The 13,001-nt window shown below is 64.9% G+C and carries 12 protein-coding genes; 6 read left to right on the top strand and 6 right to left on the bottom strand.

Going from position 1 to position 13,001, the window contains the following annotated elements; genetic code table 11:
• Positions 1-11: 11 nt before the first annotated feature.
• The 3 genes from KP001_RS03405 to KP001_RS03395 are packed head-to-tail and all read right to left on the bottom strand — an operon-like array spanning position 12 to position 4,155.
• Complete coding sequence (locus KP001_RS03405) at positions 12-983, bottom strand: MDR/zinc-dependent alcohol dehydrogenase-like family protein (protein ID WP_217288182.1); 972 nt, start codon at positions 981-983, stop codon at positions 12-14.
• Positions 983-3,037, bottom strand: coding sequence for an NAD-dependent epimerase/dehydratase family protein (locus tag KP001_RS03400; RefSeq protein WP_217288181.1), 2,055 nt, complete (start codon positions 3,035-3,037; stop codon positions 983-985). The genes KP001_RS03405 and KP001_RS03400 overlap by 1 nt, the downstream gene beginning before the upstream one ends.
• On the bottom strand, positions 3,034-4,155 hold the full coding sequence (locus KP001_RS03395) for an NAD-dependent epimerase/dehydratase family protein (protein ID WP_217288180.1): 1,122 nt from the start codon (positions 4,153-4,155) through the stop codon (positions 3,034-3,036). The genes KP001_RS03400 and KP001_RS03395 overlap by 4 nt, the downstream gene beginning before the upstream one ends.
• A 335-nt stretch (positions 4,156-4,490) precedes the next feature.
• On the opposite strand from KP001_RS03395, the gene treZ reads away from it, so the two are divergent.
• The 4 genes from treZ to KP001_RS03375 all read left to right on the top strand — a co-directional run bounded on the left by treZ (position 4,491) and on the right by KP001_RS03375 (position 9,063).
• On the top strand, positions 4,491-6,368 hold the full coding sequence (gene treZ / locus KP001_RS03390; protein ID WP_217288179.1) for a malto-oligosyltrehalose trehalohydrolase: 1,878 nt from the start codon (positions 4,491-4,493) through the stop codon (positions 6,366-6,368).
• Complete coding sequence (locus KP001_RS03385) at positions 6,365-8,404, top strand: amylo-alpha-1,6-glucosidase (RefSeq protein ID WP_217288178.1); 2,040 nt, start codon at positions 6,365-6,367, stop codon at positions 8,402-8,404. The genes treZ and KP001_RS03385 overlap by 4 nt, the downstream gene beginning before the upstream one ends.
• Positions 8,405-8,411: 7 nt before the next feature.
• Positions 8,412-8,648 (top strand): hypothetical protein, encoded by a 237-nt coding sequence (locus tag KP001_RS03380; protein ID WP_217288177.1) that lies wholly within the window; start codon positions 8,412-8,414, stop codon positions 8,646-8,648.
• Positions 8,649-8,757: 109 nt separating this feature from the next.
• Positions 8,758-9,063: a DUF2795 domain-containing protein gene (locus KP001_RS03375; protein ID WP_217288176.1), complete on the top strand. Its 306-nt coding sequence runs from the start codon at positions 8,758-8,760 to the stop codon at positions 9,061-9,063.
• Positions 9,064-9,107: 44 nt separating this feature from the next.
• Here KP001_RS03375 and KP001_RS03370 read toward each other — a convergent pair whose 3' ends face one another.
• Positions 9,108-9,428 (bottom strand): BON domain-containing protein, encoded by a 321-nt coding sequence (locus KP001_RS03370; protein WP_217288175.1) that lies wholly within the window; start codon positions 9,426-9,428, stop codon positions 9,108-9,110.
• Positions 9,429-9,599: 171 nt separating this feature from the next.
• Between KP001_RS03370 and KP001_RS03365 the strand changes: the two genes are divergently transcribed.
• The gene (locus tag KP001_RS03365; RefSeq protein ID WP_217288174.1) at positions 9,600-10,016 is read left to right on the top strand and encodes a hypothetical protein; all 417 of its coding nucleotides are present in this window, start codon (positions 9,600-9,602) and stop codon (positions 10,014-10,016) included.
• On the opposite strand, the gene KP001_RS03360 is transcribed toward KP001_RS03365, so the two are convergent.
• The gene (locus KP001_RS03360) at positions 10,013-10,690 is read right to left on the bottom strand and encodes a uracil-DNA glycosylase family protein (protein WP_217288173.1); all 678 of its coding nucleotides are present in this window, start codon (positions 10,688-10,690) and stop codon (positions 10,013-10,015) included. The genes KP001_RS03365 and KP001_RS03360 overlap by 4 nt on opposite strands.
• Positions 10,691-10,724: 34 nt before the next feature.
• Between KP001_RS03360 and KP001_RS03355 the strand changes: the two genes are divergently transcribed.
• A complete protein-coding gene (locus KP001_RS03355) occupies positions 10,725-11,645 on the top strand; it encodes a zinc dependent phospholipase C family protein (protein ID WP_217288172.1) in 921 nt (306 codons plus the stop codon).
• A 138-nt stretch (positions 11,646-11,783) separates the two neighbouring features.
• Here KP001_RS03355 and coaBC read toward each other — a convergent pair whose 3' ends face one another.
• Entirely contained in the window at positions 11,784-12,998 is a 1,215-nt protein-coding gene (gene coaBC / locus KP001_RS03350; RefSeq protein ID WP_217288171.1) for a bifunctional phosphopantothenoylcysteine decarboxylase/phosphopantothenate--cysteine ligase CoaBC, read from the bottom strand.
• Positions 12,999-13,001 lie beyond the last annotated feature (3 nt).

Here is a 13,001-nt window from a genome sequence, read left to right as displayed (position 1 = left end):
CCTCCCCTTTCCTACTGCTCGATGCGGATCATCGCCTTGAGAAAGCCGTCGGGGCGCCCTTCCAGGGCCTGGTAGGCGCGGCCGAGTTCCTCCAGGGAAAAGCTGTGTGTGATCAGTTCCTTCAGCGGGAACATCTTCGATTCCACCGCGGCGATCCCTGCGCGCATCCCCTCGAGGTAGACCCGCGGGTCGCGCTCGTGCGCGTTGATGACGTCGATACCCTTCCAGTTCCAGAGCTGGACGTTGACCTGGCGCAGCCCGTCCTGGTGGTACCCGGCGATGACGATCTTGCCCCCTTCCCGCACCAGTTCGCCGGCCAGATCCAGCGGCCACTGGTGGCCGGTGGCCTCCACCACCCGGTCGCATCCCCGCTCCCCGGCCAACTGCCGCACCCGCTCCATGACCCGCTGGTGATCGTCGAGGATCACGGTCTCCTCGGCGCCGCAGCGCCGGGCGAGCTCCAGGGCGAAGCCGCGCCGCGAGATGGCGATCACGCGTGCCCCGCGCGCCGTGGCGAGCGCGGTGAAGATGGCGCCCAGAAAACCCGCGCCGATCAGTACGACGGTCTGCCCCGGCTCGATGGCGCTGCGCCGGAACACGTTCATGGCGCAGCCGACCGGCTCTCCCGGGAACGGCTGCCCGTCCAGCGAGGCCGGGATCTTCACCAGGGCGTCCGCCTGTACCCGGTCGTACTGCGCGTAGGCGTTGTAGGAGAGGAAGGTGACCCGGTCCCCCACCCTCACCCCCTGCACCCCTGCTCCGAGCGCCTGCACCCTCCCCCACCCCTCGTGTCCGGGGGCGCCGGGGAGCGCCGGGTAGTCGAACCATGTGCGCCCCTGCCACAAAGGGAGGTTGGAGGCGCAGACGCCGCATCCCTCCATCGCCACCAGCACCTCTCCCGCCCCCGGTTCCGGCCGGGGCACCAGTTGCACGGCGGCCACGCCAGGTCCGGTGATCACCGCCGCCTGCATCATCTCGCTCATCACATCGCCTCCACACCCGAAGCCGGGTAGCTTTCCCTCCTGGCATCCCCCGCGGCAGGCGGCGGGACGCGTAACGACTGGCACAACCAGCGGTAGAGCCGCTCCACCCCTTCCTGAACGGAATGGCGCGGCGTCCAGCCGGTGGCGGCCTCGAATTTCATGGTATCGGAGACGTAGTAGCGCTGATCCCCTGTGCGCCACTCATCGAAACTGACCGGCGGCAGCGACCCGTGCAGGGCGCGCAACAGCTCCAGAAGTTCCAGCAGGCTCGCGGCGCGCTCCGGTCCTCCCCCGATGTTGAAGGCCTGGCCGGTGAGCTCGGGCATCATGGCGCTGGCACGGCACATCGCGTCCACCAGGTCCTCGACGAAGAGGAGGTCGCGCACCTGGTAACCGTCGCCGTAGAGGGTGATCGGCTCCCCTTTCAGGGTCCTGATGGCGAAGTGTGCCACCCACCCCTGGTCCTCCGTGCCGTACTGGTGCGGGCCATAGATGCAGCTCATCCTGAAGACCGCGGCGTGAATCCCGAAGCTGCGGGCGTAGTCGAGGACGTACTGGTCGGCGCACCCCTTGGAGCAGCCGTAGGGGCTCAGGAAATCGAGCGGCGTCCCCTCACTGAAACCGTAGCGGCGCAACTCCGCATCCAGCGGCTGGTAGCGGGTGCCGTTCTTGCGGATATCGCACCCCTCGATCCCGCCGTAGACCTTGTTGGTCGAGGTGAACAACAGGGAGGGGCGCTCCTTCGCGGTGCGGATCGCCTCCAAAAGCGCGAAGGTCCCCTCCCCGTTGATGGCGAAATCGGCGGCCGGGTTGTCGACGCTGGTGGTGACCGCGACCTGCGCGGCGAAGTGGAAGACGTGCGAGCTCTGGGCGATGGCGTCATGCAGCGCCAGGTGGTTCCTGGTATCGGCGATCCTCACCTCGAGGCGGTCGCCGCAGTTCTCCTTGAGCCAGAGGAGGTTCTCCTCCACGCCGGGGCGGGAGAGGTTGTCGTACACGATGACCCGGCGCCCCTCCCGGGCCAGGTGGTGCACGAGGTTCGTGCCGATGAAGCCGGCGCCACCGGTCACGAGGACCGCCCTTTCCCCGGATTTCGTCTGCGCCGGCGCCGGTGTCGCCACCGCTCCGACCTGTTTGAGCGCCGTCATCTTCCCCTCCTCGAGCAGGCGGTAGAGCAGCTTCGGGGTGCCGTCCGCCTTGCGGAAACCGAAATAGTATTCACGCTCATCCAGGTGGAACCGGTCCACCGCGGCCAGCGCAGGGTCCAGGTCGTCGGCGCCGTACCAGTACAGGCGCTGCGCCGGGGCCTCCAGGAACTCGAGGAACACCCGGGCCTGCTTGAACTCGTCGTGCTGCCAGGTGGAGAATCCCGCTTCCGTGACCCAGATCTCGCAGGAGGATCCATGCTGGTCCAGGATCTCCCGCACCATGGCGATGTTTCTCCCCCACCCCTTCCAGGTGTAGTCGAAGATGTCCGGGAAGCCGTGGATCCCCACCACGTCGATGTAGTCCATGACCCCCAGTTCGAACATGCGGCAGAGCCAGTGCCCGTCGATGGGGCTCATCCCCCCCAGCACGGTCCTCTTGCCCCGCTTCCTGGCCCAGTAGGCCGCCCCCCCGATCATCTCGCCGAACCCGGTCCAGTGCGGGTCGAGGGTCCAGTCCCATTCGCTTAAGTTGTTGGGCTCGTTCCAAAGCTCCACGTACTCGAAATGCTCCCCGAAGGCGGTGATGAAGAGGTCGATGAAGTCGGCGTAGTCCCGCGCCCTTTTGGGGGGCGAGGAGGTCTTCGCCTCGATCCCGATCGACGGCGGCGTGTACAGGACGCAGGGGAGCAGTTCCACCTCGCTGCAAAGGCGCGGGATCAGCCAGTCGTACCAGCTTCTCCCTTCGCTCGTGTACCAGTCGGCCCAGGAAATGCCGGTGCGCAGGCGCCCCGCCCCGAGCCTCTTCATATCGGAGAGCACCCGCTCCACCCGCTCCCGTTCGCCGGGACGGAACCACTCCACCATGCCGAAGTTCTCCGGCAACGACTCCACACCCGGGCGGCTCATAGCGTCAATCCCCGCTGGGCCAGTTCGGCGTGCGCCTGCGCGACCCGGTCTACCGCCACTTCCCCTTCCAGCCAGCCGGCCAGTTCCCTGAGCCCCTCCTCGAAACCGACCCGCGGCGCGTACCCCAGCACCTCGCGCGCGCTCGTGATGTCGGCGAAGCAGTGCCGGATGTCGCCGGCACGGTAGCTGCCGGTTATCTCCGGCTCGATCGAATTAACGTTGAGGACCTGGCAGAAACGCTCCAGCACCTGCAGCACCGATATCCTGGCGCCGCTTCCTATGTTGAAGAGCTGCTGCTTCTGCTGATCCACCTCGAGCGCCAGGCGGCAGGCGGTCGCCACGTCGTGCACGCTGACGAAGTCGCGCTGCTGGCGGCCATCCTCGAAGATGCGTGGGGGGTTACCGTTCATGAGCCTGGAGGCGAAGATGGCGAGCACCCCGGTGTAGGGGTTGGAAAGCGCCTGCCTGGTGCCGTAGACGTTGAAAAAGCGCAGGGCGATCACCGGAATCCGGTAGCATCCCCCCACGATGAGCGCCATGCGCTCCTGGTCGTACTTGGAAAGGGCGTAGACCGAGGCGAGCGACGGCGCTTTCTCCTCCGGTGTCGGGACCGGAATGAGCGGCTCGCGCTCCCCGATTAGCGGCTCCCAGTCCCCCCGCTGCAACTGCCCGACCTCCCTTCTCACGTCGTCGTAGTACGCCCCGCTGCCGTCCCGGTAGCGTCCTTCCCCGTAGATGCTCATGCTGGAGGCGACGATCAGCTTGCGCTCACCCCGCTCCTTGGCCATCGCCTCGAGCAGCACCGCCGTGCCGCAGTTGTTCACCGAGGTGTAGCGCTCGATCTCGTACATGCTCTGGCCGACCCCGACCATGGCGGCCAGATGGAACACCGCCTCGGTGCCGGCGAGCGCCTTTTGCACCGCAGCCTGGTCCCGCACGTCACCCTTGATCAGTTCGACCTCGGGGTCGAGATAGCCAGGCCGTCCGGCATCGGGGCCGTGGACCTGCGGCACCAGACTGTCCAGCACGCGCACCCGGTAACCATGACGCAGCAGCTCGTCCGCCAGGTGGGAACCGATGAAACCGGCCCCCCCCGTGATAAGAACGCTCCCAGCCATAGGACCCTCCCTGAAGGGGTGAGATATCTGCGGTAGCGGAGATCTAATTAATACAAGGTTAATCGGTTCAAATTAACAAAACTCAATACTAGCAGTGACGGATTTTCTGTCAAACCGCATGGCGCAAAAAAGTGCTCTTTCTCCCAGTAAGTTGGCGGAGATGGGGGCCCTTGGCACCCCTCCCGCAATTCACAGTTGCGACGACGGGGAGATCGCGGCGACGGAAATGAAGGCACATGAGAAAGGCCCGGCGCCGCTTCGGTTTTAAAATCCGGGGAGTGTGTTATTTTAAAGCGTGTTAATTTTTCCGGACAGTGGACGGCTCGGGAGGGGCGATGGCTGCGGTACAGAGAAAGTTGCCGATCGGAGCGGAGATGGTGCCGGAGGGGGTGCACTTCCGGGTCTGGGCGCCGGGACACAGGGAGGTGGAGGTGGTGCTCGAGGGGGCTCCGACGCCACAGGCGACGGCGCTCGCCCCGGAAGAAGGGGGGTATTTTTCCGGCATCTGCCGCGAGGCCGGTGCCGGCTCACGTTACCGCTACTGCCTGGACGGCGGCGAGTGTTTCCCCGACCCCGCCTCCCGGTTCCAGCCCGAGGGGCCGCACGGCCCCTCCCAGGTGATAGCCCCCGAGAATTTCACCTGGAGCGACGAGGGGTGGCCCGGGGTGGAGCGCGAGGGGCAGGTCATCTACGAACTGCACCTGGGCACCTTCACCAGGGAGGGAACCTGGCGCGCCGCACAGGAGCAGCTCCCCGCACTCAAGGAGCTCGGCATCACCCTGGTGGAGGTGATGCCGGTGGCGGATTTCCCCGGCCGGTTCGGCTGGGGGTACGACGGCGTGAACCACTTCGCCCCCACCAGGCTCTATGGCACGCCCGACGACATGCGCAGCTTCGTGGACCACGCCCACACCCTCGGGCTCGGCGTCCTGCTGGACGTGGTCTACAACCACTTCGGCCCGGAGGGGAACTACCTGGCCCGCTTCTCCCAGTTCTACTACGGGGAGCACGACAGCGACTGGGGCAAGGTGATGAACTTCGATGGCAGGCAAAGCGCCCCGGTGCGCGAATTCTTCGTCTCCAACGCCGCCTACTGGATCGAGGAGTTCCACCTGGACGGCCTACGCTTCGACGCCACCCACGCCATCGTCGACGACTCGCCGGTCCATATCCTGGGGGACATCACGCGGCACGCCCGGGAGGCCGCCCGGGGGCGCAAGCTGTTCCTGGTGGCCGAGAACGAGAACCAGGACTACCGCTGCCTGCGCCCCAGGGAGGAAGGGGGCTTCGGCATGGACGGGGTCTGGAACGACGATTTCCACCACAGCGCCCACGTGGCGCTTACCGGCTACCACGACGCCTACTATTCCGAATACTTCGGCTCTCCGCAGGAGCTGATCTCCTGTGCCAAGTGGAGCTACCTCTACCAGGGGCAGTTCTATTTCTGGCAGGGTAAGCGCCGCGGCTCCCCCACCCTCGGCATCAGTCCCAGCTGCTACGTCAATTACATCCAGAACCACGACCAGATCGGCAACTCGGCCTGGGGCATCCGCGTCCACAAGCTGACCAACCCCGCGGCGCTGCGCGCCATGACCGCCGTGCTGTTTCTCCTCCCCCAGACCCCGATGATCTTCCAGGGACAGGAGTTTTGCGCCAGCGCCCCCTTCCTCTACTTCGCCGACCTGAGCCCGGATACCTCCCAGCAGGTCCACGCCGGGCGCATCGAGTTCCTGAAGCAGTTCACCAACGTCGATTCCCCCGAGGTGATCGACACCATCGACAAGCCGTACGAACTGGACACCTTCCAGCAGTCCGTGATCGACCTCAAGGAGCGGGAGCGCCACCAAAAGGTCTACGCGCTCTACCGGGACCTGATCCGCCTAAGGCGCGAAGACCCGGTCTTTATCCGCGGCTACGCCTGCCACATAGAAGGGGCGGTGCTGGGACAGGGAGGCTTCTTGCTCCGCTACTTCCTGGACGGCGAGCAGCGCCTGGTGCTGGTCAACCTGGGTCGGGAGCTGCACCTGGTCCCCATCCCCGAGCCGATGCTCGCCCCTCCGCGGGGGTGCGCGTGGCAGACACTTTGGAGCAGCGAAAAGATCGAGTTCGGCGGTTCCGGCACGCCGAAGCTCGACACCGAGAAGTTCTGGCGCCTGCAGGGGTACGCGACGCAGGTACTGATTCCGGTGCCGGAAGGAGGGGACCAGCCATGACCACGGTGACGCGGGAATTCCATTTCGACCGCCACGACGAGGAAGTGAAGACGCGGCAACTCCTGGAGCAGGAATGGCTCCTGACCAACGGCCTTGGCGGGTATGCCTCCGGGACCGTCTGCGGCGCGCTGACCAGGCGCTACCACGGCCTGCTCATCGCCGCCTACCCCTCCCCCATGGGGCGCATCGTGATGCTCAACCGGCTCACCGAGGCGATCCGCTTCCCCGACGGGAGCATGGTGCGCTTCGGCGGCGACCAGAAGGAGGCGGGACTCGACTTCCACGGCATGGAGTACCTGACCGGGTTCCGGCTGGAGGACGGCCTGCCGGTCTGGCGCTACGAGATCAACGGGACCGTGATCGAGAAGCAGCTGGTCATGGTGCACCGGCAGAACACGGTGCACATGATCTACCGCCTCGTTTCCGGCGAGAAGATGGTGCGGCTCAAGCTGCAGCCCTACCTGCAGTTCCGCCCGCACGACGCCTCCGTGGACGCGATGTCGGACGATCCCTACATGTTCACGGCGGTGCAGAACCGCTACCAGATCTCCTCCGGCGCCAACTCCCCCCAGCTGAGGCTGGTGATCGACGGCGTCAGGGGGAACTTCACCCTGGAAGAGAAGCACAATACCGACATCTTCTACGACGTGGAAAGCTCCCGCGGCTACGATTCGCTGGGGACGCTCTGGACCGCCGGGTACTTCGCAGTCGACCTGGGTATCGGCCAGGACGCCGCCCTCACCGCCTCCACGGAGACCTGGGAAACCATCGCCGCGCTGACGCCTGCGGCCGCCCTGGACATGGAGCGGGAGCGGCGCCGGCTCCTCCTGGCTGCCGCCGACCCCAGGGCGCGCCAGGGGCTCCCCGCCGAACTGGTCCTCGCCACCGACCAGTTCATCATCACCCCGGCCGGCCGCCACAAGGACAGCGTGCGCGCCCATGCCATGGGGGACGAGGTCTGCACGGTCATCGCCGGATATCACTGGTTCACCGACTGGGGACGCGACACCATGATCTCGCTCGAGGGGCTCACCCTGGCCACCGGGCGCCACACCGAGGCGGGGTGGATCCTGCGCACCTTCGCCCACTACGTGAAAAACGGCCTCATCCCGAACCTCTTCCCGGAGGGGCACAGCGAGGGGCTCTACCACACCGCCGACGCGAGCCTGTGGTTCTTCCACGCCCTGAACCGCTACCTCGAGTACACCAACGACCGCGCCACGCTGCACATGATCATGCCCCAGATGCGGGAGATCATCGACCGGCACCTCTCCGGCACCAGCTTCGGCATCGGCGTCGACCCCAATGACGGGCTTTTGAAGCAGGGGGCCGAGGGGTACCAGCTCACCTGGATGGACGCCAAGGTCGGGGACTGGGTGGTGACACCGCGGCGGGGCAAGGCCGTGGAGCTGAACGCGCTCTGGTACAACGCCCTGCGCCTGATGCAGCAGTGGAGCGAGCAGTCCGGGGACGACCAGTACTCGCGCCAGCTCGGCGCCTACGCCGACCAGGCCTACCGCTCCTTCAACCAGCGCTTCTGGTACAACGACGGCGGGTACCTCTACGACGTCGTCGACGGCGAACTGGGCGACGACGACGCCTGCCGCCCCAACCAGCTCTTCGCCATATCGCTTCCGTTCCCGGTCCTTGAGCGGGAACGCTGGCCCGAGGTCCTGGACACGGTGCGCCAGCGCCTGTTGACGCCGGTGGGGCTGCGCACCTTAGCCCCCGGGCACCCCGACTACAAGGCGACCTACCACGGCGACCTCCGTGCACGGGACGCCGCCTACCACCAGGGGACGGTCTGGCCCTGGCTCATCGGCACCTTCATCGATTCATGGCTCAAGCTCTACCCGGACCAGGTCCCGGCGGCGCGCGCCTTCCTGGACGGCCTGGTGCAGCAGTTGAACCAGCAGTGCATCGGCTCCATCAGCGAGATCTTCGACGCCGAGCAGCCCTACAACCCCAGGGGATGCATCGCGCAGGCCTGGAGCGTGGCGGAGATGCTGCGCTGCTGGCTCAAGACCGCGCAGTGACGGCCCGATGCGCGTCTTCCAGATCACGGCGCTATTGACCACCATCACCGCGCCCCTGGCGGTTGCGACCTTCTTCCTCGCTCCCGGTCCGCTGCGGGGGCGTCCGCGCGACAGCGTCAAGAAGCTTCTCGCCGCCCCCGTCGCACTCTTGCGCCGCATCCACAGCGGTTACGTCGGCCATTACATAACCTGGTTCATGTGCGGCACCTCCTTACTCATGTTCCTCGCCCTGGTCTCTTTTTGATCCCTGCTCTTCCCTCTTTCTGAGCGGCTTTTAGAATTGATTAAAAAAAACCAATTCAATATAATCGATTTGTGATCAGGAGAAAATACATCGGCACAAGGAGGAAGTTATGGCAACGCGTGGTACTGGACATTCACCGGCCAATGTGACGAAGCATCTCAAAGGCATAGACTTCCCGGCTGAGAAACAGGATCTTCTCAAACATGCTCAGCAGATGAAAGCAGAGAAAGTGGTCCTGGATGAAATCCAGAAAATGGAAGACCGGGAATACGGCAACATGGCGGACGTCATGAAATCCTTCGGGAAAGAGCGTGGCGGCGAGGAATCAGGCGCAGCCTCCCAATCCGCGAAGACAAAACAGCAGACCGGGGGACAGGCAGGCCAGGGTAAGTCCCACAGCAGGGCCCATCACTGATGACAAAAACCCCCTTCCGAAAGGAAGGGGGTTTTTCTTTGACTCTATTTCGTGATCAGGTCGTTCTTCACCTCCTTGACCCCCTTCACCCCCCGCGCTACCTCGCCGGCCTTTCTCGCATTTTCAGCCGAATCGACGAAGCCGCTCAACTGCACCACCCCCTGGTACGTGGTCACGTTGATCTGGAAGGTCTTCAGGGCCAGCTCGTCGAAGATGGCCGCCTTCACCCGGGTGGTGACCGTCGCGTCATCGAGGTACTCGCCGGCGGTTTCGTGCTTCGACGTGTGGGTGTGAGTGCAGCCGACAAAGGAGGTGAGCATGCAGGCACAGACAAGGGCTGTTACGATGCGTTTCGTTTTTGCCATGACGATCTCCTTTCTTGCAGGTATTTGCCAGCACGGAAACCGGTTAAGAATATCTAACGCTATGACCGTGTCAAGAAGCGGAACGCCGGCAGTATTTGAGTTTTCCAATCCCGACTCTATACTTTGCGGGGGAAACGAGGGGGGAGTCAAAACGGCACAAGGAGGTGGGACATGAGGATGGTACTGCTGATAGCGATGGTACTGCTGGTAACCGGGAGCGGACCGGTGCTGGCACTGGATGCGTCCATCTGCAACCCGGGGTCGGACATCATCTACTATCCCAACGGCGACCTGAAGTCGTGCAACCTGAAAGACATCACCATATTGAGCGGCGTGACCTGCAACATGCTGTCGAATGCGGAGTTCTACGAGTTGGGGATGCTGAAGAGCTGCATCACCAAGAACTTTTTCCCTTACGAGGACCTGGTCTGCAACGAATACAGCCAGATCAGCTTCTACCCCTCCGGCAAGCTCGAGGGGTGCGTCCTCGCCACGCGGGTCGAGGTGGATGACAAGATCTGCGTGGAGCAGCAGCCCATCGCCCTCTTCGAAACCGGCCGGTTGAAGACGTGCAGCACGCCGCGCTAGGGCGCCCCTGCCAGCCGGCGCATGACGAGCTTCATATCCTCCCAGACCAGGCGCTTGAGACCTTCGTTCGCCAGAAGGGCGTCAGGGTGCAGGGTCGGCATGACCCCCCTCCCCTGGGCGTCGTGCCAGCACCCGCGCACCTTCTCGAGGGCCACCCCGGGAAGGATGAGGCCCGCGGCCTCCTCGCCCAGCGCGACCACCACCTCCGGTTCCACGGCGGCAATCCGCTGCGCCACGCAACCGGCGGTCAGGGCGGCGTCCCCCCCTGCATCGAAGCTGATCAGGCAGACATCCCCGGTGCTGAACTTCATACCGGCGATGATCCTGGTCAGCAGATCCCCGGCCGCGCCCGCATACCCGGGACCGGCCATCAGGAAGAGCAGACGGGCGCGCGGGTTCCCCTCCTGCCGGCAGAGGGCCCCGGTCGCGGCCGGACCAGCGACATCAGCCCCGGAGGCAGACGGGGAAACAACGGCTGCCGGAGCTGCTTCGGCGACCGGCGCGGCTGCGGCGGGAGCGGGAGTCCCGGCTCCCGCCGGGGGAGCGGTCACAGGAGCCGGGGGCGCTGCCGTCGGGGGACCGTAGCTCAGTTCCTCCACGCCGCTGTCGGCCAGATCCGTCAGGTACCCCTTCAGCGAGCGCAACAGCAGTTCACGCTCCTCCATCTCCGCCATCCTTAACCCCTTTACTTTTCCGGATTCATTAACTATGCTCGAAGGCATGCCGCTTTTACTTCTCGCCACATCTTTGCTGGTCCTGGCGCTTCCCGGGCAGGCCTTCGCCTGGGGGGCCGGTGTGCACCTCCAGCTGGGCATGAACGTGCTCAACAACCTGGACCTCTTGAAGCCGGCCGTCGCCGCCATCATCTCGGCCCATCCCTACGACTTCCTCTACGGCACCATCGCCGCCGACATCACCCTCGGCAAGAAGTTCACCCACTACCTGCAGCACTGCCACCGCTGGCGCATCGGGCACCGCGTCCTTGACAAGGCGGGCGACCCGGCACAGCAGGCCTGCGCCTACGGGTATCTCTCCCACCTGGCCGCGGACTGCATCGCCCATAACTACTACGTCCCCTACAAGGTGATGCGCAGCTTTTCGTCGCTCACCCTGAAGCACGCGTACTGGGAGATGCGCTTCGAAAATTACGTGGAAAAGGAGATCTGGGAGACCGCGAAGAAGGTTTCGCTGGAACACTTCAGCGGCAACGACGAATTGCTGCGCAAGGTCCTCTCGGACACCATCTTCTCCTTCGGCACCAACAAGAAGATCTTCAACTCCATCCTGCTGGTGAGCCGCCTGGAGAAATGGCAGAGCATCCTGCAGACCCTCTCCGACACCTCGCGCTATGCCCTCGAGGAGAACGACCGGGAGGAGTACATGCAGCTCGCCCAGGAAGCGGTCTTCGACTTCCTGAACAACGATACGACCTCGCGCTTCTTCCACGCCGATCCGACCGGTGAAAGGGCGCTGGCTGCGGCGGAGGCGGTGCGCAAGAACCTGAGGCTTTTGTACCGCACCGGGAAGATCACCAAGCCGCAGGCCTACGCGGAACTGGACGAACTGAAGCTGAAGTTGAAGGAAGCGATCTGCGAGCCCGAGCTGCTGCTGCAGATCCTCTCCAAGTAGCACCGTTTCGAAGGAGCTCCCTCTTCCTGTGCTCCCTCTTCTTCTGCTCCCTCCCCCGGAGGGGGAGGGTCGGGGAGGGGGAAGCCTTGGGCGAATGATTATTCGCCCCTACAGCGGGTCCGGGGCCATCCTGCTCTTCTACCCCTTGGTCCCGCCGCGCTTTTCACCGCGCAACGTCTCCACGTTTTCCAGGATCACCCCCGCCAGTTCCTCTTTCCCCATGATCGGCAGGTCCTCGACGCGGCCGTCGCTGAACAGGAGCTTCGCGATGTTGGTGTCGACGTTGAAGCCGGCCCCTTCCTGCGACACGTCGTTGGCCACCACCAGGTCCAGGTTCTTGGCCTTTAGTTTCGCCCCCGCGTTGCGCAGCAGGTCCTGGGTTTCGGCGGCGAACCCGACCAGTATCCGGTCCCCCTTGGCGGCGCCCAGCTCGGCCAGGATGTCCGGGTTCTTCTCCAGTTCGATGCAGAGGCTCTCCTGGCTCTTCTTGACCTTCTCCCCGGCGCGCGTCTTCGGCCGGTAATCGGCCACGGCGGCCGCCTTGATCACGATGTCGATCCGGCTAAGGCATCCCTGCACCGCGTCCCGCATCTCCTGGGCGTTTCGCACCCGGATCACCTCCACCCCGACCGGGGGGGCAAGGCAGGTGGGACCGCTCACCAGGGTCACCTGCGCACCCCTCAGGCGCGCCTGGCGCGCGATGGCGTACCCCATCTTCCCGGAGGAATGGTTGCTGATGTAGCGCACCGGGTCGATCTCCTCGAGCGTCGGCCCGGCGGTCACCAGTATCCTCTCCCCTGCCATGCGCTTGGGGGTGAGGGCGGCGACGGCCTCCTCGAAGATCACCTCGGGGGGCTGCAGTTTCCCCTCCCCCTCGTAACCGCAGGCGAGCATGCCGCAGGCCGGGGCGACGAAGAGGTAGCCGAGGGATTTAAGGCGCGCCTCGTTCTCACGGTAGATCGGGTTCTGGTACATGTTGACGTTCATCGCGGGTGCGATCAGGACCGGCGCCCTGGTCGCCATGACCGTGGTGGTCAGGAGGTCGTCCGCGAGGCCGTGCGCGATCTTGCCGATGCAGTTGGCCGTCGCGGGCGCGATGATGTAGAGGTCGGCGCGGTCGGCGAGCGCTATGTGCCCGATCTTCTCCTCGGAGATCAGGTTGAAGAGCTCCAGGTGCACCGGATTTTTGGACAGGGTCTGGAAGGTGAGCGGCGTGACGAATTCGGTGGCCGACCTGGTCATGACCACGTGCACGTTGGCACCGGCCTTGACCAGAAGGCGCAGGAGCTCCACCGCCTTGTAGACGGCGATGCCGCCGGTCACCCCGAGTACGATCTCCTTGCCTTTGAGCATGGC

Source organism: Geomonas subterranea (assembly GCF_019063845.1).
Classification (GTDB): domain Bacteria; phylum Desulfobacterota; class Desulfuromonadia; order Geobacterales; family Geobacteraceae; genus Geomonas; species Geomonas subterranea.
Note: the sequence above shows the minus strand (reverse complement) of the source record. Positions and strands in the feature narration are given on the sequence as shown.

What these genes read in the sequence shown, in the direction of transcription:
- KP001_RS03405 (WP_217288182.1), bottom strand. Translation starts at nt 983, where the DNA reads ATGAGCGAGATGATGCAGGCGGCGGTGATCACCGGACCTGGCGTGGCC.
- KP001_RS03400 (WP_217288181.1), bottom strand. Translation starts at nt 3,037, where the DNA reads ATGAGCCGCCCGGGTGTGGAGTCGTTGCCGGAGAACTTCGGCATGGTG.
- KP001_RS03395 (WP_217288180.1), bottom strand. Translation starts at nt 4,155, where the DNA reads ATGGCTGGGAGCGTTCTTATCACGGGGGGGGCCGGTTTCATCGGTTCC.
- treZ (WP_217288179.1), top strand. Translation starts at nt 4,491, where the DNA reads ATGGCTGCGGTACAGAGAAAGTTGCCGATCGGAGCGGAGATGGTGCCG.
- KP001_RS03385 (WP_217288178.1), top strand. Translation starts at nt 6,365, where the DNA reads ATGACCACGGTGACGCGGGAATTCCATTTCGACCGCCACGACGAGGAA.
- KP001_RS03380 (WP_217288177.1), top strand. Translation starts at nt 8,412, where the DNA reads ATGCGCGTCTTCCAGATCACGGCGCTATTGACCACCATCACCGCGCCC.
- KP001_RS03375 (WP_217288176.1), top strand. Translation starts at nt 8,758, where the DNA reads ATGGCAACGCGTGGTACTGGACATTCACCGGCCAATGTGACGAAGCAT.
- KP001_RS03370 (WP_217288175.1), bottom strand. Translation starts at nt 9,428, where the DNA reads ATGGCAAAAACGAAACGCATCGTAACAGCCCTTGTCTGTGCCTGCATG.
- KP001_RS03365 (WP_217288174.1), top strand. Translation starts at nt 9,600, where the DNA reads ATGAGGATGGTACTGCTGATAGCGATGGTACTGCTGGTAACCGGGAGC.
- KP001_RS03360 (WP_217288173.1), bottom strand. Translation starts at nt 10,690, where the DNA reads ATGGCGGAGATGGAGGAGCGTGAACTGCTGTTGCGCTCGCTGAAGGGG.
- KP001_RS03355 (WP_217288172.1), top strand. Translation starts at nt 10,725, where the DNA reads ATGCTCGAAGGCATGCCGCTTTTACTTCTCGCCACATCTTTGCTGGTC.
- coaBC (WP_217288171.1), bottom strand. Translation starts at nt 12,998, where the DNA reads ATGCTCAAAGGCAAGGAGATCGTACTCGGGGTGACCGGCGGCATCGCC.